We start from the raw sequence: 21722 nt of genomic DNA, 5'->3' as shown, positions 1-21722 counted from the left end.
TCCCGACCCCGAGCCCGCCGGACCTCCTGGCCCCCGAGCCCGCCGGACCTCCCGGCCCGCGAGCCCGCCGGACCTCCAAGTCCGCTGGCCCCGGCGGAGCCAGCAGATGAAAGACTGTCCTTCATGGACACCGACCTTTTTATTACAGTCGTCGCCGGCCTGCTGATTGCCGTGGGTGTGGCAGGCATTGTGGTGCCGGTGCTCCCGGGCAGCATCCTGATTCTGCTCACGTTCCTGGGCTGGGCCATCGGTGTCAGCAGCGGTGCGGGCTGGTGGTCCTTCGCCTTCGGTGCCTTATTTGCCCTCACCGGCATGTCCGCCAGTGCCGTCCTTACAGGCCGGCGGCTGAAGCAGCGGCAAATCCCCAACCGATCAGTGTTGATCGGCCTCATTGCCGGGATCGCCGGCATGTTCGTGATTCCCGTCGTCGGGCTGATTGTTGGCTTCGCCGGGGGCCTGCTGATCAGTGAGTTTGCCCGCCAGCGCAGTCTTTCCGCGGCCGCCTCCTCATCCTGGGCGGCATTGAAGGCAACCGGGCTGGGGCTGCTGGTGGAACTGGCGCTCGCGCTCGCGGCGGGAACAGCCTGGATCATTGGCGTCTGGGTCCACTTCGCCACCCGCTAGCGTGTCCGGCCGCCACACCGGGCAGGCATCCAAAATCGACCCCACGCGTAAATCTTGTGCGCCGTGTCACATTCCAGTAGAGTCCCCGTAGTTCTTTATACGGAATTGACGTTCGATTATCGAACGCCCTGAATAAATCGGCCCCAACGCCCCAACGATTACTCCTCGGATGCAGTCGCCAAAGTTCAGTGATTCACCCCGGCAGTCAAGGATCGGCCGCGCGGGCCGAGCCCTGTCACAAAAAGAAAAAGCTGTGTTGCCCGTCACAGTTCACGGTATCTTGGGGCGACTGGTTACCGACCGTTCTTTCAGTAATACCCCTGACCCCCCAGCCATAAGACAACGGAGTTTCAATGACTACAAAAAGCGCGTCTGCTGAGCCGTCCCAGCGGATGAGCCGGGAGGAACGCAAGGTGCTTGCGGGCACCCTGGTGGGCACCACCATCGAGTGGTACGACTTCTTCATTTACGCCCAGGCCGCCGGCCTGGTCCTGGCCACGCTGTACTTTGCCCCCGTTGGCGAAGGCACCGCACTGGCGCAGATCGTTGCCTGGGCCTCCATTGGCATCAGCTTCCTGTTCCGCCCGCTCGGCGCCGTCGTCGCCGGCCATCTGGGCGACAAGCTGGGCCGCAAGCAGATGCTCGTCTTCACCCTGATCATGATGGGCGCAGCCACGGCACTGATCGGCGTGCTGCCCACCTACGGTCAGATCGGCGTCGCAGCACCGATCCTGCTGCTGGTCCTGCGCGTCCTGCAGGGATTCTCCGCCGGCGGTGAATGGGGCGGTGCCGCACTGCTCTCCGTGGAGCATGCACCAATCAATAAGCGAGGCTTCTTCGGCGCCTACCCGCAGATCGGTGTTCCGGTCGGCATGATCCTGGCGACCTTCGTGATGTTCGTGCTCTCCAGCGTGATGTCCGACGAGGCGTTCCTGGAATGGGGCTGGCGCATCCCGTTCCTCTTCTCCGTGGTCCTGATCTTTGTTGGCTACTTCATCCGCCGCTCGGTCGATGAGAGCCCGGTCTTCAAGGAGATGCAGCAGCGCAAGAAGGAATCCTCCGCTCCGCTGGGCCAGCTGTTCAAGTACAACTCCCGCGAAGTCATCCTGGCCGCGCTCATCTTCATTGCCAACAACGCAGCCGGCTACCTGGTCATCGCGTTTTTCGCCTCCTACGCCGGCAAAACCCTGGGCATGGAGCGTCCGGCGGTGCTACTGGCCACAACGGTCGGCTCCTTCGGCTGGCTGATCTTCACGATGTACGGCGGCATGCTTTCGGACAAGATCGGACGCGTCCGCACCTTCCAGATCGGTTACGCCTGGGTGTTCCTCTGGGCCATCCCGATGTTCCTGCTGATCGATACCGCCAATGTGTTCCTGTTTGGCCTCTCGATCTTCATCCTGACCATCGGCCTGGGTCTGTCCTACGGTCCGCAGTCCGCACTGTACGCCGAGATGTTCCCGGCCCGTGTCCGCTACTCCGGCGTCTCCATTGGCTACGCGATCGGAGCCATCCTCGGCGGTGCGTTCGCCCCGATGATCGCCCAGCTGCTGCTGGATGAGACCGGCTGGTCCGGCTCGATCGGCATCTACATTATGGTCCTGTGCGTCATCTCCTTTGCTGCAGTGACCATGGTCAAGGAAACCAAGGGTGCGGACCTCGGCGTCGAGGACTCCCACCGGGCACCGCAGGCGCGCTAACCAAACCTCCTCCCACCCCCCACAAAGAAACAGCAGGAACCGGCCCTTTGGAGCGTCAAGGGGCCGGTTTTCTGTCTCCGGTTCCCGGCGCCGGACCGGAGCGGAGACGACGACGGCGGCGGCCGGCATGCCCCGGCCGGACGCAACCCGTGTGACGTGATAGACATTGACGTTGATGCCTGCGCTGACGCCGGTGGCGGTTCAGCGCGGGTTCTCCGAAACACGGAAGGACGCAACGATGCTGGGCACCTCACGGGAAGTTCAAAAGCGGGAACGCACTGCACGGTTCGGGTTTGCCTTCATTGGCGTCCTGCTGATTGCTGCCAACCTGCGGGGATCGTTCGTCAGCGTTGGGCCCGTCCTGTCAAACATCAGTGAAGACCTGGGCCTGACCACCACCGCCGCCGGGTTCCTGACCGGTCTCCCGCTCATCGCCTTCGCGGTCTTCTCACCCATGGCCCCCGGCGTCGCCTCCCGGCTGGGCCTGGACCGGACCATGTGGGTGTCCCTGCTCATCCTCGCGGCAGGAATCGTCTTCCGCTCACTCCCGGTGCCCGGGTTCATTTGGGCCGGCACCGCGATGATCGGACTGGCCATCGCCTTCCTCAACGTCCTGGTGCCGTCGCTGGTGAAGCGGGACTTCCCGCTGAAGGTCAGCCAGATCACCGGCAACTACACGGCCGTGCAGGCCGGGGTCGCCGCGGTCGGTGCCGCCGTCGTCGTGCCGGTGGCACAGACATCCCCGGCGGGCTGGCGGCTGGGGCTCGGAATCTGGGTTGGCGTGGCGCTCATCGCGATGGCTGTCCTGCTGCCCTGGCTGCGCCGCCGCCCGTCGGGCACCAAGCAGGCCGCCGTGGCGGAGCAAACGTACCGGTCGCCGTGGGGATCAGCGCTGGGCTGGCAGGTGACGTTCTTTATGGGGCTGCAGTCGGTCGCGTTCTACGTCCTGATGGCCTGGCTGCCCACGATCGAGCAGGACCACGGGGTGTCCGCGACGACAGCGGGCATTCATCTCTCGGTCTTCCTGCTGGTCAACGTATTTGCCAGCCTCGCTGCGGGGGCCCTGCTGCACCGGGGCTCGGACCAGCGGCTGATCTCCTTTATCAGCGGCGCACTGATGGTGGCCACGTTCCTCGGGCTGGCTCTTGCCCCGGACCTCACCCTGCTGTGGGTCCTGCTCGGCTCGGTGGGCTGCGGAAGCCTCATCGTGATTGCCCTGTCACTGTTCAGTCTCCGCAGCGTGAATTACCCGCAGGCGGCCTCACTCTCCGGCATGGCACAGTCTGTCGGCTACAGCCTGGGCGCGATGGGCCCGGTGCTGTTCGGCGGACTGCGGGAACTGAGCGGAGACTGGACTCTTCCGCTCCTGGTCACGGCCGGGATCATGGCCATTCTGGCGCTGATGGGCCTGCTCGCCGGCCGGAACCGGGTCATCAGCGCTGCCTGAAGCCGCGCTGCCTGAAGCTGCGCTGCCTGAGCGCTGGACCAGCCGGCCCAGCTCCGCCAGCCGGCCCGGCTCCGCCAGCCGGCCCGGCTCCGCCAGCCGGCCCGGCTCCGCTACCGGGCGAGCCCCGCTGCAAACCCAGCCCCGCTATCGGGTGAGGGTGCCGATCTCCGTGCCGCCGGCGTCGTAAATCCGCAGCGTGTCAGTTTCCGGCACAGCCGTGGAGGCCTTGCTGAGCCACTGGTCGACGTCGGGGCAGGCCATCATGGTCATGCCCATTTCGGAGAAGTGGACCTTGCCGTCCTCGAACGTCCAGCTGCCCAGGAGCCGGTTGCAGCCGTCCGTGCCGCTGATCCGCCCATCGGAGCCGAGATTCAGCGACGGTTCACGCATCTCATCCGGGTTCCCCCAGGTGCCTTCCACCTCCGCGGCGGATGTGGCGGGTGCCTCGGCGGACGGTTTGGACGAGGGGGAATCCGAACCGGCTGAACCTGAGCCGGCATCCGTGGCGCATGCGGAAACCCCCAGTGTCAGGGCCAGCGCAAGGATGAGGTAACGGGGACGCATAACGGGGCCTCCTAGAGCCAGTTGTTCCGCTTGAACGCGGCGTAAAGCATGATGCCCAGCACCACCATCAGGCCCAGGGCCATGGGGTAGCCCAGTTCCCAGTTGAGTTCGGGCATGTTGTCGAAGTTCATTCCGTACACGGTCCCCACCAGGGTGGGGGCGAAGAGGATGGCGGCCCAGGCGGAGATCTTCTTGGTCTGTTCATTCTGGGCAATGGACGTTTCCGCCAGCCGGTTGGAGGCCAGCGTGGAGCTGAGCTGCAGGGCATTGTCCAGCAGCGCGCGGTAGGACGTGATCCGGTCGGTGAGGCGCAGGACGTGGTCCAGGACATCGCCCAGGTTGTCCTTGAGCTCGTCCGGCATGCCGTAGCCGCCGGGATTGCGCTGCAGCTCGCCCACCACGGATTCCAGCGGTGTGATGGCCCGCTGGCAGGCGATCACCTCCCGGGAGAGCTCATAGATCCGGCGGGAGACTTCCGCGTCGCCGCCGAAGAGCTCATCCTCGATCTCATCGATGTCGTTCTCCAGGCCGACGGCCACCGGAGCATATTCGTCCACCACCTGGTCCAGGATCGCGTAGAGCACGGCGTGCGGACCCAGGGCCAGGAGCGGTTCGTCCCGCTCCATGCGTTTGCGGACCCGGGCCAGATCCGGGGATTCGGCGTGCCGGATCGTCACCACGAAGTTCGGTCCCACAAAGAGGTGCAGCTCACCGAGTTCCACGCGTTCGACGTCGTCAAGGTAGCGGGCGGGGCGGAGCACCACGAACAGCTGCTCACCGTACTGCTCCAGCTTGGACCGCTGATGCAGCGAGAGGGCGTCCTCCACACTCAGCAGATTCAGGCCGAACTCCTCGGAGACAGCGAGCAGCTCCACGTTGTCCGGCCGGTACAGCCCGATCCATGCCATGCCGCCGGACTTGCGGGTGAGCTCGAACGTTTCCTCGAGCGTTTCGGGACTGTGCAGGCGCTTGCCGTCCACGTACACCGCGTTGTCGACGAGCGTCACTGTTCCTCCTTCGGCCCGTCCGGCCTCTCCGGGGGCTGCCCCGAGGGGCACTGACCATTATCCGTCGTCGACGGCAATGCCGCGCATGCGACTCGGCAGACTTCGGCATACGGCGGCGCCGTGGCCGGGCCAGGGTGGCCCGACCACGGCGCGTGGTGTTTGCTGCGCACCCGCCGGAGCCGGCGGAGCGGAACGGGATTAGACGCTGACCCGTCGGCCCGCTGTCTTCGGCAGGGCGGATTCCCCGGGAAGGTTCGCGTCGCGTACCTCGCGGTACTGGGGGAGATGGGTGTATAGCTCGTCGCGCAGCGGGTTGCGGCGCCGCTTGACGATGATGAACACCTGGTAGACCGCGACGGCGATGTTGGCTGCCAGCGAGAGGGCAGACACGACGAACAGTGCGGTCGGGTTGTGCGAGGAGTCGACGGCGAACGGTGAGGTGCTCACGAATGTTGGGACCGCCATCGTGAACATCATCCACAGCGCCAGTGTGTGGGCGCGGTGCTGCAGCCATGCGCCCTTCTTGAGGAAGAACGCGGGGATGGTGCAGGAGATGAGCAGTGCCGCACCGGCGTAGAACGAGTGGTCGCCGACGCAGTTGTAGACGTAGGCAAAGTTCCACAGGTCGTAGGCGATGATCCAGAACCACATCATGTCAGGCCAGATCATGTCCCTCGACTTGTCGCGTGAGACGATGATGCCCGCCCAACCACAGATGGTGAGCAGATTCAGGATGCCGGCGATGGCGTTCATGTAGTTCCACGGACCGCCGACCATAAAAACGCCGTCGTGCATGCCCTGCAGGCCGGCCACCTCGAAGTCGCGGATGACCGCCTCGGCGATGTTGATCGCCAGGATCAGCGCAGGGAACATCAGCATCCAGCGGTTCTTCGCCAAGCGCGGGACGTACCGGATGAGCATAAAGCCCAGGCACCCGAGCAGTGCCGAGTACACCTTCACCCAGTGGAACCAGGTGCCTGTGGACGAGCCTTCTCCGGCCGTCGTGGGCCACACGAATACGGTCAGGAGGATAGGCAGCGCCACGAAGAAGGTTAGACCGGCCCACTTCCAGCGCCGCGTCACTTCGTTCAGCACAATGAGGGCAACCAGGACGACGCCGAACATCGCCCAGGAATACCAGGGAATGGATTCGAACAGGAACATCTTGGGGACCTCTCCTTCGCGGCCCGCGACGTGCGTGCCGTCGTTTCTACGATAAGAAGGGCCGCATCCCGGGCCGTTAGACACCTGTTGCGATGTGTCCAAAAAACCCCGGTGGTACCGTCAGGCATGAGCGATGAGGGCACGGAAGCGCATCGGCATGAGAGCGCGCGGGTGGCTCTGGCGGCCGCGCTTAAAATCCGGCTGCGCACGGAGCCGCTCGACAAGGTGACGGTTACAGAACTGACCCGCGATTGCGGGCTGACCCGCCAGGCGTTCTACTACCATTTCCCCGACGTGCGGCACCTCGCGGCCTGGGTGTTCGAGACCGAAGTTGCCCGCCAGGTCCGCGCCTTCGCGGTTGAGGTGGGATGGGCGGACGGACTTGTGCGGCTCATGCGCTACATGCGCGACAACCGCTCATCGACGCTCGGGGTGCTCGACGGCGTGGGCCAGCCCGGACTCGAGCGTTTCCTGTTTCGGCAGATGCGGCCCGTCACCGAGGCTGTGATGGACCAGAACGGCGGCGGACCGGTGCGCCCGCAAGACCGTGTGCTGGTGGTCGACTTCTATACCTCGGCCGTGCTCGCCGTCGTGCTGCGGTGGGTTGCGGACGGCATGGTCGAACACCCCTATCGCGTGGTCGGCGACCTGGAAATTATGCTCCACGGTGCCGTACGTGAGTCCGTCCGCCGGCTCGATGCGCGGGCCCGCCGCGGGGTGTGACTGGCCGCTGTGAGCTCAGCGTTCGGTGCGCGGGATGCCGCCGGACTCATCGCTGGACTCGTCCCAAGCCAGTGCCAGCTCGCCAAAAGCGCGGCTGGCCGCACTCTGGTAGGCGCCTTCGCGCCGGAGCAGGGCGGCAGTGCGGTGCGGTATGGCCGGCGAGAGATCCACCGGATGCAGCCCCGGTTGCGTTCGGGTAATACCTTCAGGCAGCAGGGCGGCAAGCTGGCCCCGGCGGATAATTTCCACGATTGCGCTGATGGAATCCGCCTCGATCACTATGCGGGGAACAATGCCGTGGTCCCGGAAATATGTGTCGAGGTGCCGCCGGGTGGCAAAGTCATTGCTGAGCAGGACCAGACGTTCCTGCTCCACCTCCTGCAGGGCCATCGGAGCAGCTGTGCCGGCGCGGAGATGGTGGCTTCCCACCACCAATCCCAGGGTCTCCACAAACAGCGCCTTGGCTTCAATGCCGGAAGAATGCGCCGGGGAAAAAGCGATGCCCAGGTCCAGGGCGTCCGCCGCCAGCGCTGCCTCGATGCGGTCCTGGGTCATTTCCTGCACGCTCAGGGTGATCCCGGGGTGGCGGACGTTGAAGCGTTCAATCAGCGGGCCAACCAGATAGGCGGTGAACGTAGGTGTCACCGCCAGGCGCAGGGAACCGCGGCTCAGATCCTGCACATCGTGCACTGCCCGCGTGCCGGCGTCGAGCTCCTGCAGCGCACGCCGGGCGTAGCCCAGGAAGTTCTCACCGGCGTCCGTCAGCCGCACGCTTCTGCCGGACCTGTCCAGCAGCTGGACATTCAGCTGCTTCTCCAGCTGTTTGATCTGCTGGGAGAGCGTGGGCTGCGACACGCGCAGGGCTTCCGCCGCCCGGGTGAAGTTCTCGTACTCCACCACCGCGGTGAGGTAACGGATCTGCTGCAGCATCACGTCTCCAACTATAGGTTTTTGCTATCGAAACCATCGTAGTTGATTCTTGGACACTATCGCTGATTTCCGTCAGTCTTGAGGTGCTCGACTATCAACAAGGAGACGGCCCATGCAAGAGATCATCGACGGCGTTCTGAAGTTCCAGCGGGAAGCTTTCCCCCAGCGCTCAGACCTCTTCAAAGAATTGTCCACTTCCCAGAAACCCAAGGCCCTGTTCATCGCGTGCTCCGACAGCCGGGTTGTTCCGGAGCTGCTCACCCAGCAGGAACCCGGCGACCTCTTTGTGATCCGCAACGCCGGAAACATTGTTCCCGCCAACGGCCCCCAGCCCGGTGGTGTCACGGCCAGTGTGGAGTACGCGGTCTCCGTCCTGGGCGTCACGGACATCATTATCTGCGGCCATTCCGACTGCGGCGCCATGACTGCCATTTCCACCGACGCCGATATGGGACACCTGCCGGCCGTGGCCAGCTGGCTCGCCCACGCCGACGCCGCCAAGGCAGTCAACGCGGCCCGCACCCATGAATCAGCCAAGGAACGGCTGGACGGAATGGTCCGCGGGAACGTTCTGGCCCAGCTGAACAACATCAAGACCCACCCCTCGGTGTCCCTGGCACTGGATCAGCAGCGGGTGACCCTTCACGGTTGGGTATATGACATTGAAAGCGGCTCCATCGACACCCTTGACGGTTCCAGCGGGAACTTTGTTTCCCTGGCCGAGAACCCCCACGCCAGCGCGACCTCCACCCAGGCCGCGGCCGCACCGGCCGCCTGATTTCCCCCTCAACCCCCACAAGAAGAAGGAAAAACTCCCATGATTCACTCCCAGAACACCCAGGGCCCGCGCGAAGAGCTGACCGCCGCCATCGTTGACGCCAAGATGCGCAGGAACCTCAGCTGGCAGGACCTGACCGACGGCACAGGCCTGAGCCTTGCCTTCGTCACTGCCGCGCTGCTGGGCCAGCACGCGCTGCCCAAGGAAGCCGCCGACGTCGTTGTCGAGAAGCTGGGGCTGGATGAGGACGCCAGCATGATCCTGCAGACCATTCCCCTGCGCGGCAGCATCCCCGGCGGCGTCCCCACCGACCCCACCATCTACCGCTTCTACGAAATGGTGCAGATCTACGGATCCACGCTGAAGGCCCTGGTGCACGAGCAGTTCGGTGACGGCATCATCAGCGCCATCAACTTCAAGCTGGACATCAAGAAGGTTGAAGATCCCGAGGGCGGTTCACGCGCCGTGATCACCCTGGACGGAAAGTACCTCCCGACCAAGCCGTTCTAAGCCGGGGGTTCCCACCTGGTCCAGCCGGGCGGTTCCACCCTGGAGCCCCGGCGGTTCCGGCGGAACGGTCCGGCCGAACGGTTGGGCCGCCCGGGTTGGGGCGAACGGTTTGGGCCGCCCGGCCGAACGGGTTGGGCCGAACGGGTGGGCTGGCTGGCGGACCGACACGGGTTCCCAATCTTTGTAAACGCCCGTGGCTGATGTGACCCCACCAATCACGGGAGGATACATACAGTGGGAACCCGTGTCGTCGTGGGCTCGGCCCCGGGACGGGGCGCCGGGACCCGGTCCCTCGAACGCTGCCACGGAACCCGGCCCGGGCCCCGGGACGCGGCCCTCGAACGCTGCCCCGGAACCCAGGCCGGAACCCAAGGGGTCAGCGGCGGACCGGGTAGCTCAGGTGCAGGACCCGGTTGCCCCTCAGCACCACATCCGGGTCCTCCAGCAGGTGCTGGGCGTTGACCGAGCCGAAGTAGCGCTTCCCGGAGCCCAGCACCACCGGAACGACGTCCATCCGCACCTCGTCCACCAGGCCGGCAGCGAAGACCTGCCCGCCGACGTCGCCGGCGGCAACTTCCACGGTGCGCTCACCCGCCAGCTCCTGTGCCCGGTCCATTGCTGCTGCGATGCCGTTCACGAAGGAAAAAGGGGCTGCGGTGTCCCAGTCCTCCGGCGGCGGCCGGTGCGTCACGACCACCACGTGGTCAATCCCGCCCGGGGGTTCCCCGCCCCAGCCATCCGTCTGGTCGAACACGTGACGGCCGGCGACCGTCACCCCGATCCGGTCCCAGTACGCCCGTGTGTAGTCGTAGGACGTTTGCGATACCTTCAAGGCGCCGCTCTCGTCCAGCGGCACGTCTCCGCTGACCAGCCAGTCGAACAGCGGGCCGGGCTGGTCATCGGCGTCCGCGATGAATCCGTCAACTGACACTGAAGCGTAGAGAACGACCTTGCCCATGGGTGCTCCTGGGGGTGTGGTGGGGCTCGTGGGGGTGTGGTGCGGGTGGGGAGTGCGGGAGTCAGGCCGTAAGTATGGCTGACGCGCGGCACCCCGGCCAGCCCCCGGGCGTCCGGTTCTATTCCGCTGTGGACACCGGCAACGTGCCCGCCCTTCCCACTCTTAGTGATGGTTGTTGCTGCAGTGGTCACACCTGGTTACAGCAGTAACAGAGTGTGGGAAGCGCGGGCCAGGCCCCGACCCAGGCGGGCCAGGCCCCGACCCCAGACGGGCCAAGACCCCGGCCAGCTCTGGGCCAGCCCCCGTGCGTAGGGTTTGTCAGCGTTTCGGCCCCGCAAACCGGAGCATGTGCCCGGCGTTCCCACCTTTTGTGAGGGTTGTGTCTGGAGTGGTCACATCTGGTTACAGCAGCAACAGAGAGTGGGAAGCGCGGGCCGGGCGGCCGAACCCAGCGCCGACCAACCCCGGCCAGCCCCTAGGCAGCCCCAGTCAGCCGACGCGCGGCACCCCGGCCAGCTCTGGGCCAGCCCCCGGGCGTCCGGCTCGTCAGCCTTTCGGCCCCGCAAACCGGCAGTGTGCCCGCCCTTCCCACCTTTCGTGACGGTTGTTATCTGGAGTGGTCACATCTGGTTACAGCAGCAACAGAGAGTCGGAAGCGCGGGCCAGGCCCCCGACCCCAGACGGGCCAGGCCCCCGACCCCCACGCCAACAAAAACGGGAGGGACAGCCAAAACTGTCCCTCCCGCCGTCGTACGTCGGTTCTTCGATTACCGGCTGTTCGCGCGAAAACTAGAGCTGCGAGCCGACCTTGAAGTCAGTCTCGTCGCCGCGGGTGTAGGAGAAGCCGTCCGCGCCGATGGTCACTTCCATTTCGGAGGAGTCGGTGCGCGGCACAACCTGCTGCGGGTTGCCGTCCAGGTCCAGGACCAGGGAAGCCTCGGTGTACCAGGAGGGGACAACGGGGTTGCCCCACCAGTCGCGGCGCTGGTTGTCGTGCACGTCCCAGGTGATGGTGGGGTTGTCCGGGTCGCCGGTGTAGTAGTCCTGGGTGTAGATCTCGATGCGGTGGTCGTCCGGATCCAGGATGTAGAGGTAGAACGCGTTGGAGACGCCGTGGCGTCCGGGGCCGCGCTCGATCCGGTCGGAGATGCGCAGGGCGCCCATCTTGTCGCAGATTTGGATGATGTTGTGCTTCTCGTGGGTCGCGAACGCAACGTGGTGCATGCGCGGGCCGTCGCCGCCGGTCAGCGCCGTGTCATGCACGGTGTGCTTGCGGTGCATCCACGCGGCGTAGGTGACGCCGTCGGAGTCCTTGATGTCCTCGGAGACTCGGAAGCCCAGGTCCTCGAGGTAGCCGCGGCCGCGGGGGACGTCGGGGGTGACCTGGTTGAAGTGGTCCAGGCGGACCAGCTCGCCGGCCGAGTACAGGTCGTAGCGCTGGGTCAGGCGTTCCACGTGGTCCACGGCGTAGAAGAACTCGTACGGGAAGCCCAGCGGGTCCTCCACACGGACGGAGTCGCCCACGCCCTTGGTGAAGCCCTCGGCCCGGCGCTCGGTGCGGCATCCCAGTTCCTTGTAGTACGCCTCGGCAACGTCCACGTCTTCCGGGGTGCGCACGCGGTAGGCGAAGGAGGCGACGGCGGCGACCGGTCCCTTGCGCAGCACCAGGTTGTGGTGGATGAACTCCTCGAGGGAGCGCAGGTAGATGGTGTTCTCGTCCTCTTCGGTGACGTGCAGGCCCAGGACGTCCACGTAGAACTCGCGGGACTTGGCCAGGTCCGTGACCACCAGTTCCATGTAGGCGCAGCGGACAATGTCCGGCGGAGCGATGGACGGCGTGGGGATCGGATTGGGGTTGGCGTTCATGGTTCTCCTTTGAACAGAGCGGGGGTTAGGCGTCGGTCTTGGCGGCGTCGTCGCTGCCGAACTTGGGTGTGTGGACCTTGCCGAGCGTGATGTGCACGGCCTGCTGGTCGGTGTAGAAATCGATCGAGCGGTAGCCGCCCTCGTGGCCGAGGCCGGAGGACTTCACGCCGCCGAACGGGGTGCGCAGGTCGCGGACGTTGTGGCTGTTCAGCCACACCATGCCGGCCTCGGTGTTCTGCGCGAAGTTGTGCGCCCGGGTCAGGTCGGAGGTCCAGATGTAGGCGGCCAGGCCGTACTTGGTGTTGTTGGCCAGTTCCAGGGCTTCTTCTTCGGTGTCGAACGGGGTGATCGCGACGACGGGGCCGAAGATCTCCTCCTGGAAGATCCGCGCGTCGGGCTTCACATCGGCGAAGACGGTGGGCGCAATGTAGTTGCCCTCTTCCAGGCCTTCGGGGCGGCCGCCGCCGGCCAGCAGGCGGCCTTCGGTCTTGCCGATTTCGACGTAGGATGCGACCTTTTTGTAGTGCTCGGGGTGCACCAGGGCGCCCACCTGGGTCTTCGGGTCGTGGGGATCGCCGACGACGATGGTCTTTGCGCGCGCGGCGTACCGTTCGCAGAACTCGTCATAGACCGGGCGCTCCACCAGGATGCGGGAGCCGGCGGTGCAGCGCTCGCCGTTGAGGGAGAAGACACCGAACAGGGCGGAGTCCAGGGCGGCGTCGAGGTCCGCGTCCGCGAAGACCACGCACGGGCTCTTGCCGCCGAGCTCCATGGACAGCCCCTTCAAGTTCTCCGCCGCGTTGCGGAAGATGGTCTGGCCGGTGGTGGTCTCGCCGGTGAAGGAGATCAGCGGAACCTGCGGGTGCTTCACCAGTGCGTCGCCGGCTTCCTCGCCCAGGCCGTTGACCAGGTTGAACACACCGGCCGGAACGCCGGCTTCGGTGAAGATGTCCGCCCAGAGGGAAGCGGAGAGCGGGGTGAACTCGGCGGGCTTGAGCACCACGGTGTTGCCGGTGGCCAGCGCCGGGGCAAGCTTCCAGGATTCGAGCATGAACGGGGTGTTCCACGGGGTGATCAGGCCGGCGACGCCGATCGGCTTGCGGTTCACGTAGTTGATCTGGCTGCCGGGGACCTTCATGGCGTCGTCGAACTGGGCGACGATCAGGTCCGCGAAGAAGCGGAAGTTCTCTGCGGCGCGGCGGGCCTGGCCCTTGGCCTGGGTGATGGGCAGGCCGGTGTCGAAGGTTTCCATCTCCGCCAGGCGTTCTTCCTGGGCCTCGACGGCGTCGGCGATCTTGTTGAGGATGCGGGAGCGCTCGCGCGGCTTCAGCTTGGGCCACGGACCGTTGACGAAGGCTTCGCGGGCGGCAGCGACGGCAGCGTCGATGTCTTCCTTCTGGCCCGCGGCGGCGGTGGCGTAGTTCTGGTTGGTTACCGGATCCAGCACGTCGAAGGTGGCGCCGTTGATGGAGTCCACGAATTCGCCGTTGATGAAGTGCTGGATGTGGGTCGGAAGGTTCTCCGGGATGTAGTGCTCAGCCATGGGGCGTCTCCTTTGATGCGGGGTCTGGTCTCGGGTTCGATTTACGGGGTGGAGCTGGCGGGGGAGTGCTTCAGGTAGGCCTCGAGCGTGGCGATCCGGTGGGCGCGGGCCGCGGCCTCGATGGTGCCGGCGTCGGCCTTTGCCTCGATCAATTCGAGCAGGCGATCGTGTTCGGCAACCGAGTCCTGGGCCCGGCCGGGAACGTAGCTGAAGGTGGAGGAGCGCAGGGCGCCCAGCCGGTTCCAGCCGCGGTGGACCAGGTCCAGGATGTGCGGGTTGGGGCAGTTGGTGAACAGGGCGGAGTGGAAGTCCCGGTTCAGGGCGGTGAAGCGGACCGGGTCGAAGTGCTCCAGGCAGCCGCGCATTTCTGCGTTGATGGCCTTCGCCTTCGCCAGGTCCTCCGCCGTGACGAGCGGTGCGGAGAGCGCCGTCGCGTACCCTTCCACCAGGCTCAGGGTCTGCATGGTGTAGAGGTACTCGGTGGGGTCGATGCCGGTGACCGTGGCGCCGACGTTCCGCTCGAACCGGACCAGGCCTTCGGCCTCCAGCCGGCGGATCGCCTCCCGAACCGGGACGGCGGAGCAGCCCAGGTCCGCGGCGATCCGGCCGAGCACCAGACGGTACCCGGGGCCGTATTCACCGGAGGCGATCTTCGACTGGACCGTCTGGTAGGCCTGTTCGGCCTTGCTCACCGTGCCAGCGCTGGACGAGGCACGGTTGGTGGGGACGCTGTTCACGCCTGTTCCGCCGCCCAGGCCTCGTACTTTTCCTTCCACGCGGCGTTCATCGGGTAGAGCCCGTCGACGCCGTGACCAGCCTTCACCATTTCGGCGATGAACTCTTCCTGGTGTTCCTGCTTGATGCAGGCTTCCACCAGTTCCTCGGCGATGGCCGGTGGGATGACCAGGATGCCGTCGTCGTCGGCCACAATGATGTCGCCGGGCTGGACGGTGGAGCCGCCGCAGGCGATGGTGATGTCCGTGTCCCAGGGGACGTGCCGGCGGCCGAGGACTGCAGGGTGCGGGTTGGCGCAGTAGACGGGGAGGTCTATGCCGGCCACAGTGGAGTAGTCGCGGACGCCGCCGTCGGTAATGATGGCTGCGGCGCCGTTGTGCTTGGCGCGCAGGGCGAGGATGTCGCCCAGGGTGCCGGTGCCCTTTTCGCCGCGGGCTTCCATGACCAGGATTTCGCCTTCGCGGACGGAGTCGATGGCGCGTTTCTGGGCGTTGTAGCCGCCGCCGTGGGACTTGAAGAGGTCCTCGCGGTTGGGCACGAAGCGCAGGGTGCGGGCGGTGCCAACTACCTTGCGGCCGGTTTTGGTGCCGGTGAGGCCGTCGATGGAGACGTTGTTCAGGCCGCGGGCGCGCATCTGCGAGCTGAGAGTGGCAGTGGCGACTGATTCGAGCTTGGCCTTCAGCTCCGGAGTGAGAGCCGACGCCGGTTCCTGGGCGGGTGCGAGGCCCGCTTTCTCGGCGGAGCCCCAGGCTTCCTCGCGCTGCTTGTCATCGATCTTGGGCTGCGCGCCGAAGGGAGCCAGCGGCGTCGTGCCTTCGGTGACGGTGGTGGTCAGTTTCCCGGTGGTCTGCCCTGTGGAGGAGGAGTCCACTTCAACTTCGACGACGTCGCCCGGGACGGCCACGGAGGCGCCGGCGGGGGTGCCGGTGAGGATCAGGTCTCCGGGTTCGAGGGTGAGGAGCTGGGAGAGGTCGGCGACCAGCTGCGCGAAGGGGAAGAGCAGGTCTTCGGTGGTGTCATCCTGGGCGAGTTCGCCGTTGACCCAGGTGCGAACGCGCAGGGCGGCGGGGTCCACGGTGGCGGCGTCGAGGATGGCCGGGCCCACGGGGGTGAAGCCGTCGCCGCCCTTGGAGCGGAGGTTTGAGCCTTTGTCTGCCCAGCGGAGGTCGTACACGCCGAGGTCGTTGCTGGCGGTGACGCCGCCGACGTAGCTCCAGGCGTCTTCAACGGAGACGCGGCGGGCGGTCTTGCCGATGATCAGGGCAATTTCGCCTTCGAAGCCGAGCAGTTCGCAGCCGGCCGGGCGCTCCACGGTGGCTCCGGTGAGGGCGAGGGAGGAGCTGGGCTTCAGGAAGTATGAGGGCTGTTCCGGGGTGCGTCCGCGTTCTGCTGCCCGGCTTGGGTAGTTGATGTGGACGGCGATGACCTTGCCGGCCTGTGCCAGTGTCTCCGGTGTGGCGGTGCTGCTCGTGGACATCTCACTCCTGGATCAAGTACGAAATCGTATACGATCCAGTGTGCCGTGTGGGGTGGGTCACGTCAAGGTCTGGGTGCACAAGGAATCCACATGTGTTGGGCAACGAGGTAAGCCGACACCTAGCTGACACGTGTCAGCTAGGTGTGGCTATACCGTCCCTTCATGGGTCTCCACTGCACAACGAGGGCATACTCTTGCGGCTATTGGGTGGCTACGGCTTGTCTCTGTCCCTCCCTGAGGCGGGCTGGTGGTCTCTTTCCGTAGAGTGGATGCTTCTGGCACCGCGGAATGGGGAAACGATCAGTAACGAGGCGGTTATCGAACCGGGTGCGGTCGGCTATGTCTTCCGGACCGACAACGCCATAGACGGCTGGTCATATATTGGCCAGAGCACCCGTCTGGATGTCGATCACATGGACGGTTACTTCGGCAGCGGTGTTTACATTCAGAAAGCCCTTGTGCAGAACGGTACAGAAGGGCTCAGGAAGAGCGTTGTGGGGACCGCGGCGAGTGAGCTGGAACTGCATTATCTGGAGATGCTTCAGATTGCGGAGGCGCGAGCTGCTGGATCGGTTCTTCTCAACGGGGACTTCGGCGGTCCGCGGCCCTTCCCGACATTTCAACTGCTGCTTTGGGACGAAGCTCCACAGGTGATGAGTGCTGTCGGAGATGCTGCCAAGTTCCACCGAGCTCTGGTAAAGAACCAAGCAAAGGTTGAAGCAGCCATTGAACGTGCGACGGCCAGCATGCCGGATGAATTCTACGAAGGGTACGAGCGCGACTTGCTGATGACCATGGATCTTTCCCATGACTGTCCCACGTGCGGATCGCCGGCCGGGGAGGTTTGCCGTACCAACGCCAAATCGTTGACGCTGGCGCACAACCCGGCCAAAAACCACGCGAAGAGGCCACGCAGCACGGAGCGATGACAAGGAGCTAAAGGCGTGCTATCCACCGGGGTGCATTGGAGTCTGCCAACGGTACCGTGTGGCAGTTAGGTTTGCTTGCTGTGACTCCATGCCATATGGAGGCGGCTCCGGGATTGTGTGGCTGACCGGGACCAGGGTACCTGAATTCCCTGGGCGGCGGCATCCACGCATACCATGCATCAGCTACATCGTCTCCGTAGCACTAGACACCCAGCATCATTTCATCGATAGTCTCGGCATCTGTGTAACCCAGACCCCCGGGATTGTCCTTGACTGCGGTTAGCTACTCGTCGGCGGACGAGCCAGGCCCACAAGGGTCCGGCATCAACTGAGTTCCATTCCCGGTCCGCGAGCCAGAACGGCGTGAGAGCGTCAGGCTGAATTCCTGTGTCTTTGTGCGGGACGGTGAGGCGGTATCGACTGCAATTCCGGGGTGAAATCGGATGCGAATAGTTGATAATAGACGCCGAAAAGCCTGCGAACGAACGTAGCGCCGGTTAGGGCAACATGGACGAGCCCGGCCAGTAAAAGCCCTGAGGCCACGCTGAGGCCATAGGGCAGAGATGCCAGCAGCTCCCAACCGATGGCGACAGAGATACACGCAGCGATCATTGCGACGCAGAAAATTACCAAGTACAGCGATGTTACAGCTGTCTGCCCGATGAGCCGGGCTAGGTTATGTCGATAGTTCATATGCTCGTCGTCCGCCGCTTTGATACGGGTGTTCATCAGCAGAACGAATCCAGAGAGGAAAGCGCCCGTGAGCACACCAAGCGCAGCCATACTCGGGGTAAGAGCAGCTGCTGGCAGCCTAAAATTCACTGCAATCGCGCCGGTGCCGATGATGCCAGGTATCGCAAAGAGCACTGCGGAGGTGCCGAAGGAAATCCGCTTGCTACCCGGTGGGCGCATGGACTCATAATGGCGACGAAGGATGGGACTGAGGCTGAAACGGTTTGCGCCCATTACCTAGTCCTCCTGAGGAAGGGGTAACCAATCATTCGGTAGATTGATCTTCATTGCGGTAGAGGTCTCGAACACAGTGCGTCCGGCTTCCCGGAGAAATGCCGGTTCATCGAGTTGCCCAATGCTTTCAATTATGTGAGTGAAACGGGTAGGGCTGTTACTCACTCGATACTTGCGAGCCTTTCCATTTGCAACAACCGTAGCGACTGCTTCCTCGACGTCCTCAGAAGCATACTTGTGACCCCCGACAGCGGCTAGGAGAGCATGCTTTCGATCCTGTTTTTGGCCCGTGATGACCTTGGTTGATTTATGGTCGGCCGATCCGTCGGCTTCAAGCGTGTAGACCAGCCGCACCTTTCTAACCGAATGATCCTCAGTAAAGTTGGTGCCATCGCCTGCGGGATTGGCGAATGTAAACTCCAGTTCATGGGTTCTGGCGTCCTGTGTTTGGAAAAAGCGTTTCCAGGCTAGAGCATCGACAACATCATGAGTCACCTCTGGCCGCAATGACTCGTTCTCTTTCAGTAGCTGCTCGAGTCGATCCTGCAGTGCCGGGCCGTGGTTGCTCCTGCCCTTAGCTTCCGCCACCATAAATCCTTGAAGGTAGTTTCCCTGAGGGAACACCAAAAGAATGCGGCTATCCCACGTCAGAGCATCGTCCTTCGTGATCCTGCCGCGGACTTCGTTGGTTCCGGCAACGACTATGTCAGACTCATCACCAGAAGGACCCCCGCGCAGGTTCACCAATAGGCATATGCCGTGCCGACGAACCGATTCAACTGACAGGTATCGGCCCTTTCGGTCTTTCCCGCCTGGACTGAGTACTAGGCGCGTTAAGTTATCAAAATAGACACCCAGCGCACCGTTTTCGCCTAGCGCCGGGTGATCTAGCGGAAGGAAGCTCCCTCCGGGTTGGGTGCCTGATATCGAAAAAGTCGACAAACGATAGCCATACTCATAATCCAACGACGCCACCGCGTTCCTACCTGTGCTTCGAGACCTATGCGGGTTTTCCGCTTTTAGCAAGTCTAAGGTCGCAGCGACGGGTCCGTTACCGCGCGACTGGGCCGCGGCTTGCGAGAGAGCGGGGCTATCCCGAAGGAGCATGTAGCGAGGGCTGGGCATCACCACGGGAGACCTATCCACCCACGACCGGCCGTCTGATTACTGTCGATTGAAAGTCCTAATCAGCAGCACGTTGCACAGGCCTCGCTTCCGTCGGACTGCCACGTTATCGGCAGAGAGCAGCGCGCCAAACGGTGTCCGTCCGCCCGCGAGGAAACGACGGAGCCGGGCTCGGTCAGGTGACTACGCCCGATGCATCCATCCGGCATGAATAAGGTCAAGCACGTTGCCATCCGTAAGGGCGCGCTGCTCACCGAAACCCGAGCACTCAGATTGCTTGAGGCTCTGTTCCCGGACTCTCCGAGCGAGGTCAAGCCGCTGAGGGTTGTTCGCTGGATTATCGAAGAAATGCCCATCGCTCAAGCGCTTCTTGACTGTGTGGACCGAGACTCCCATTTGTTTGGCGATTTCCTCTCTTGTGTTTCCCTGCCCTTGGAGTTTTAGCGCGTCAGCGCAGTCGGAGACCCGTTGAAGCATGCTTGCTCGGGACCACTCATTCACGCCGGATACTCCGCGTGTGGGCACATCTCGTCGACGGAGTGCGGCTGAGACTGCTCTAACGCTCAGCCCAGCTTCAGCGGAAATAGCAGACAGGGATAGACCCTTCTCGGCGAGCAATACGACGGTCTGGTCTCGAGATTCATCCGCATGTTTCCGAAGAGCCGTTACCCCGGCTTCTTTCATTGCCTTCCGAATACGTGTTTCTGAAATAGCGATTTCGCGGCTTGCATTTCTCACGCTTGACCCGCCGCGTACGAGGTCAAGTGCCTTGGCATCAAGCTCGCGAGCCTTACGCCATTTGCTCTCAGCCTGCTCGTGGCGGGCATTACGGAGCATGAGTTGGATGCTCCGCGGCATCGCGTCTGCGTAAGGCAGCGTAGGCAATCCGATGTCGGGAAAACGCTCCTGCAGTTTCAGGACCTCGCCTGCTGTTTCATCAGTGAGATGAAAGCCGCCACACGCAATCCTTTCTCGCGTTTCGTTACTGAGTGCTGCCCATAACTCATTAATGCGGGAGGCCTGCTCTTCTTGATCTTCCAAGATCCCGTCGTACATCTGCGTGGTAGGACGAAGAGCAAAGGCTTCGAGGCAGTCCCGTTCAGCGATTGGACTGAAGGTGGATCGATAAAAACCGGGAACTACGACACGATGCCCCAGTACGTTTAGCGCACGGACTCTCCAATGGTGATGGGCGGCGTAACTGGCACCCAGGTATCCAATACGGACCCCGTTCAGATCTACTGCGAGGGCGGTGTGATCATAAGGATTACCCGGTTCCGGCACTAGCTCGAAGTCAGCCTTATAGATTGTGCCCGAACGTTCCTGGTTTTTGCGTGGTGGCTCATACTCGGTTCCTACTACTGGCATCCATAAGCCTACGATTTCATCGAATGGTCGGTCATCGTAAGGCTCGATGCTCTCGGCTTGCTCCCAGGACACCAATAGCAGGGGTGTACCCACCTGAGGGTATTCTCCTGGCTGACGTTGATATCTCTGAGAACAACGCAAACGCCACTCCGGCCGGGCCTCGCCTATTTCCGATGTAGACATCCATTCGGTCATGTGTGCCCAACGGGGGCTACCAAGGAAACGCTCAGCGTCGGTTGAAGCGGCTTGGGGCATCAGAGAATCATATAGTGTCACTTCGGTCTCGAATACATCAGCACAAGAACACACACCGCAGAAAAACCAGCCTGCCCTAGCAGCAGCATCCCAGGCGCATACCCCAGGAACAGTCCGAGCGGCAGCGGAACCAACGGGCAGCAGCGTCGTGTCGAAACCACGGACCATGGACCCGGCCTGCGCTGGGCATTGGACCGAACGGCGTCTCCTTGGGTGGAGGGACCAGTCGGGCTGGACCCGGTAGGCGCCACGCACCGCCGTCGCACCAAACCCGACACCAGCCAGCGCTCTCAGAGTGATCAGTGCAGGATCGCCCGCGCCGAGCAGCACCAGCACCGCGCACAACACCGCAATCCACAGCGCCAGGGCAGCACCAGGCAATGCCATCCGGCTCAGCCGCACGCCGGACACTGGCAGCGGCAGCAGCAGATCCAGGCCGGGCATGATTGCTGTCCCCCGGGCCACCGCACCCAGCGCCGGAACTGCCGCAAAACCGCAGCAGCAATCATCCCCAGCTGCACCAGCGGAGGCTGCTCGCCACCGGTCAGCAACAAAGCCACACAGAGAACAGGCACCAGCACCGGCCGGATCCACAGGCCGAGGGTCCGCAGGAAAGCGGCAGTATCAGCACTGAGCAAGGCACCAAACGGCGTCCGCCCGCCCCGCGCATACCAGCGGACCGCACGGGCGGAGGCAACGCCGTCGGGATCTGCCGAAAGCGCGCGGCCCATCTCGTTAAGATCCATGAGGAACACCGCGGCACCGGTGTGCCCCGACACCACGCCGCCTCGGAACAGCTCCCTCCCCGGGATTCGATCCAGCCGGGCGGACAGCGAGGGGAAGAAAGCGTCCTCGTCGAACAGGGCGGCGACCGAACGGCGGAACGGGATAGCGTCTTCGTTGACCCGCAGGCCGTGGACCCGGACCTCGCCGTCGAGCATCTGCTGCTTCCCGGCGATGGTGCTCACGTCAGTGTCCCAGGGGACGTGCCTGCGGCCGAGAGCCGCGGGATGCGGGTTGGCGTAGTAGACGGGCAGGTCGATCCCGGCGACG

General features: G+C 64.0%; 20 protein-coding genes. 7 read left to right on the top strand and 13 right to left on the bottom strand.

Annotated features, from left to right (window positions below; translation table 11 throughout):
* Positions 1-123: 123 nt before the first annotated feature.
* The 3 genes from H9639_RS05135 (at position 124) to H9639_RS05125 (ending at position 3771) form a co-directional block, all read left to right on the top strand.
* Positions 124-624 (top strand): DUF456 domain-containing protein, encoded by a 501-nt coding sequence (locus tag H9639_RS05135; protein ID WP_191807064.1) that lies wholly within the window; start codon positions 124-126, stop codon positions 622-624.
* A gap of 353 nt (positions 625-977) precedes the next feature.
* Positions 978-2324: an MFS transporter gene (locus tag H9639_RS05130; RefSeq protein ID WP_191807063.1), complete on the top strand. Its 1347-nt coding sequence runs from the start codon at positions 978-980 to the stop codon at positions 2322-2324.
* A 175-nt stretch (positions 2325-2499) separates the two neighbouring features.
* On the top strand, positions 2500-3771 hold the full coding sequence (locus H9639_RS05125) for an MFS transporter (RefSeq protein ID WP_225219239.1): 1272 nt from the start codon (positions 2500-2502) through the stop codon (positions 3769-3771).
* 144 nt (positions 3772-3915) lie between these two features.
* Here H9639_RS05125 and H9639_RS05120 read toward each other — a convergent pair whose 3' ends face one another.
* From H9639_RS05120 to H9639_RS05110, 3 genes are all read right to left on the bottom strand, one after another.
* Positions 3916-4335, bottom strand: coding sequence for an META domain-containing protein (locus H9639_RS05120; RefSeq protein ID WP_191807062.1), 420 nt, complete (start codon positions 4333-4335; stop codon positions 3916-3918).
* An 11-nt stretch (positions 4336-4346) separates the two neighbouring features.
* A complete protein-coding gene (corA, locus tag H9639_RS05115) occupies positions 4347-5342 on the bottom strand; it encodes a magnesium/cobalt transporter CorA (protein ID WP_191807061.1) in 996 nt (331 codons plus the stop codon).
* 198 nt (positions 5343-5540) lie between these two features.
* Positions 5541-6506, bottom strand: coding sequence for a DUF5692 family protein (locus H9639_RS05110; protein WP_191807060.1), 966 nt, complete (start codon positions 6504-6506; stop codon positions 5541-5543).
* 126 nt (positions 6507-6632) lie between these two features.
* On the opposite strand from H9639_RS05110, the gene H9639_RS05105 reads away from it, so the two are divergent.
* On the top strand, positions 6633-7229 hold the full coding sequence (locus H9639_RS05105; protein WP_191807059.1) for a TetR/AcrR family transcriptional regulator: 597 nt from the start codon (positions 6633-6635) through the stop codon (positions 7227-7229).
* A 15-nt stretch (positions 7230-7244) separates the two neighbouring features.
* Here the strand turns inward: H9639_RS05105 and cynR are convergent, their stop codons facing one another.
* Entirely contained in the window at positions 7245-8159 is a 915-nt protein-coding gene (gene cynR, locus H9639_RS05100) for a transcriptional regulator CynR (protein ID WP_191807408.1), read from the bottom strand.
* A gap of 112 nt (positions 8160-8271) precedes the next feature.
* Between cynR and H9639_RS05095 the strand changes: the two genes are divergently transcribed.
* Together H9639_RS05095 and cynS are read left to right on the top strand one after the other, a co-directional pair.
* Positions 8272-8937: a carbonic anhydrase gene (locus H9639_RS05095; RefSeq protein WP_191807058.1), complete on the top strand. Its 666-nt coding sequence runs from the start codon at positions 8272-8274 to the stop codon at positions 8935-8937.
* A 39-nt stretch (positions 8938-8976) separates the two neighbouring features.
* Positions 8977-9447, top strand: coding sequence for a cyanase (gene cynS, locus H9639_RS05090; RefSeq protein ID WP_191807057.1), 471 nt, complete (start codon positions 8977-8979; stop codon positions 9445-9447).
* 376 nt (positions 9448-9823) lie between these two features.
* On the opposite strand, the gene H9639_RS05085 is transcribed toward cynS, so the two are convergent.
* The 5 genes from H9639_RS05085 to H9639_RS05065 form a co-directional block, all read right to left on the bottom strand.
* Positions 9824-10405, bottom strand: coding sequence for a dihydrofolate reductase family protein (locus H9639_RS05085; RefSeq protein WP_191807056.1), 582 nt, complete (start codon positions 10403-10405; stop codon positions 9824-9826).
* A 789-nt stretch (positions 10406-11194) separates the two neighbouring features.
* The gene (gene hpaD, locus H9639_RS05080) at positions 11195-12271 is read right to left on the bottom strand and encodes a 3,4-dihydroxyphenylacetate 2,3-dioxygenase (RefSeq protein ID WP_191745525.1); all 1077 of its coding nucleotides are present in this window, start codon (positions 12269-12271) and stop codon (positions 11195-11197) included.
* Positions 12272-12296: 25 nt separating this feature from the next.
* The gene (gene hpaE / locus H9639_RS05075) at positions 12297-13814 is read right to left on the bottom strand and encodes a 5-carboxymethyl-2-hydroxymuconate semialdehyde dehydrogenase (RefSeq protein WP_191807055.1); all 1518 of its coding nucleotides are present in this window, start codon (positions 13812-13814) and stop codon (positions 12297-12299) included.
* Between the two features lie 41 nt (positions 13815-13855).
* A complete protein-coding gene (locus tag H9639_RS05070) occupies positions 13856-14551 on the bottom strand; it encodes a GntR family transcriptional regulator (RefSeq protein WP_191807054.1) in 696 nt (231 codons plus the stop codon).
* A complete protein-coding gene (locus H9639_RS05065) occupies positions 14548-16026 on the bottom strand; it encodes a fumarylacetoacetate hydrolase family protein (protein ID WP_191807053.1) in 1479 nt (492 codons plus the stop codon). Before H9639_RS05065 ends, H9639_RS05070 begins: the two co-directional genes overlap by 4 nt.
* 269 nt (positions 16027-16295) lie before the next feature.
* Between H9639_RS05065 and H9639_RS05060 the strand changes: the two genes are divergently transcribed.
* Positions 16296-16955, top strand: coding sequence for a zinc finger domain-containing protein (locus H9639_RS05060; protein ID WP_191807052.1), 660 nt, complete (start codon positions 16296-16298; stop codon positions 16953-16955).
* Positions 16956-17327: 372 nt separating this feature from the next.
* Here H9639_RS05060 and H9639_RS05055 read toward each other — a convergent pair whose 3' ends face one another.
* From H9639_RS05055 to H9639_RS05040, 4 genes are all read right to left on the bottom strand, one after another.
* Positions 17328-17921, bottom strand: coding sequence for a hypothetical protein (locus H9639_RS05055; RefSeq protein WP_191807051.1), 594 nt, complete (start codon positions 17919-17921; stop codon positions 17328-17330).
* Positions 17922-17924: 3 nt separating this feature from the next.
* Positions 17925-18896: a hypothetical protein gene (locus H9639_RS05050; protein WP_191807050.1), complete on the bottom strand. Its 972-nt coding sequence runs from the start codon at positions 18894-18896 to the stop codon at positions 17925-17927.
* Positions 18897-19229: 333 nt separating this feature from the next.
* Positions 19230-21113, bottom strand: coding sequence for a hypothetical protein (locus tag H9639_RS05045; RefSeq protein ID WP_191807049.1), 1884 nt, complete (start codon positions 21111-21113; stop codon positions 19230-19232).
* The gene (locus H9639_RS05040; protein ID WP_191807048.1) at positions 21062-21637 is read right to left on the bottom strand and encodes a hypothetical protein; all 576 of its coding nucleotides are present in this window, start codon (positions 21635-21637) and stop codon (positions 21062-21064) included. The genes H9639_RS05045 and H9639_RS05040 overlap by 52 nt, the downstream gene beginning before the upstream one ends.
* Positions 21638-21722 lie beyond the last annotated feature (85 nt).

This window comes from Arthrobacter gallicola, assembly GCF_014836775.1.
GTDB classification, from domain to species: domain Bacteria; phylum Actinomycetota; class Actinomycetes; order Actinomycetales; family Micrococcaceae; genus Arthrobacter_B; species Arthrobacter_B gallicola.
The sequence above is the reverse complement of the archived record's forward strand: the minus strand, read 5'-3'. Positions and strand labels throughout refer to the sequence as shown.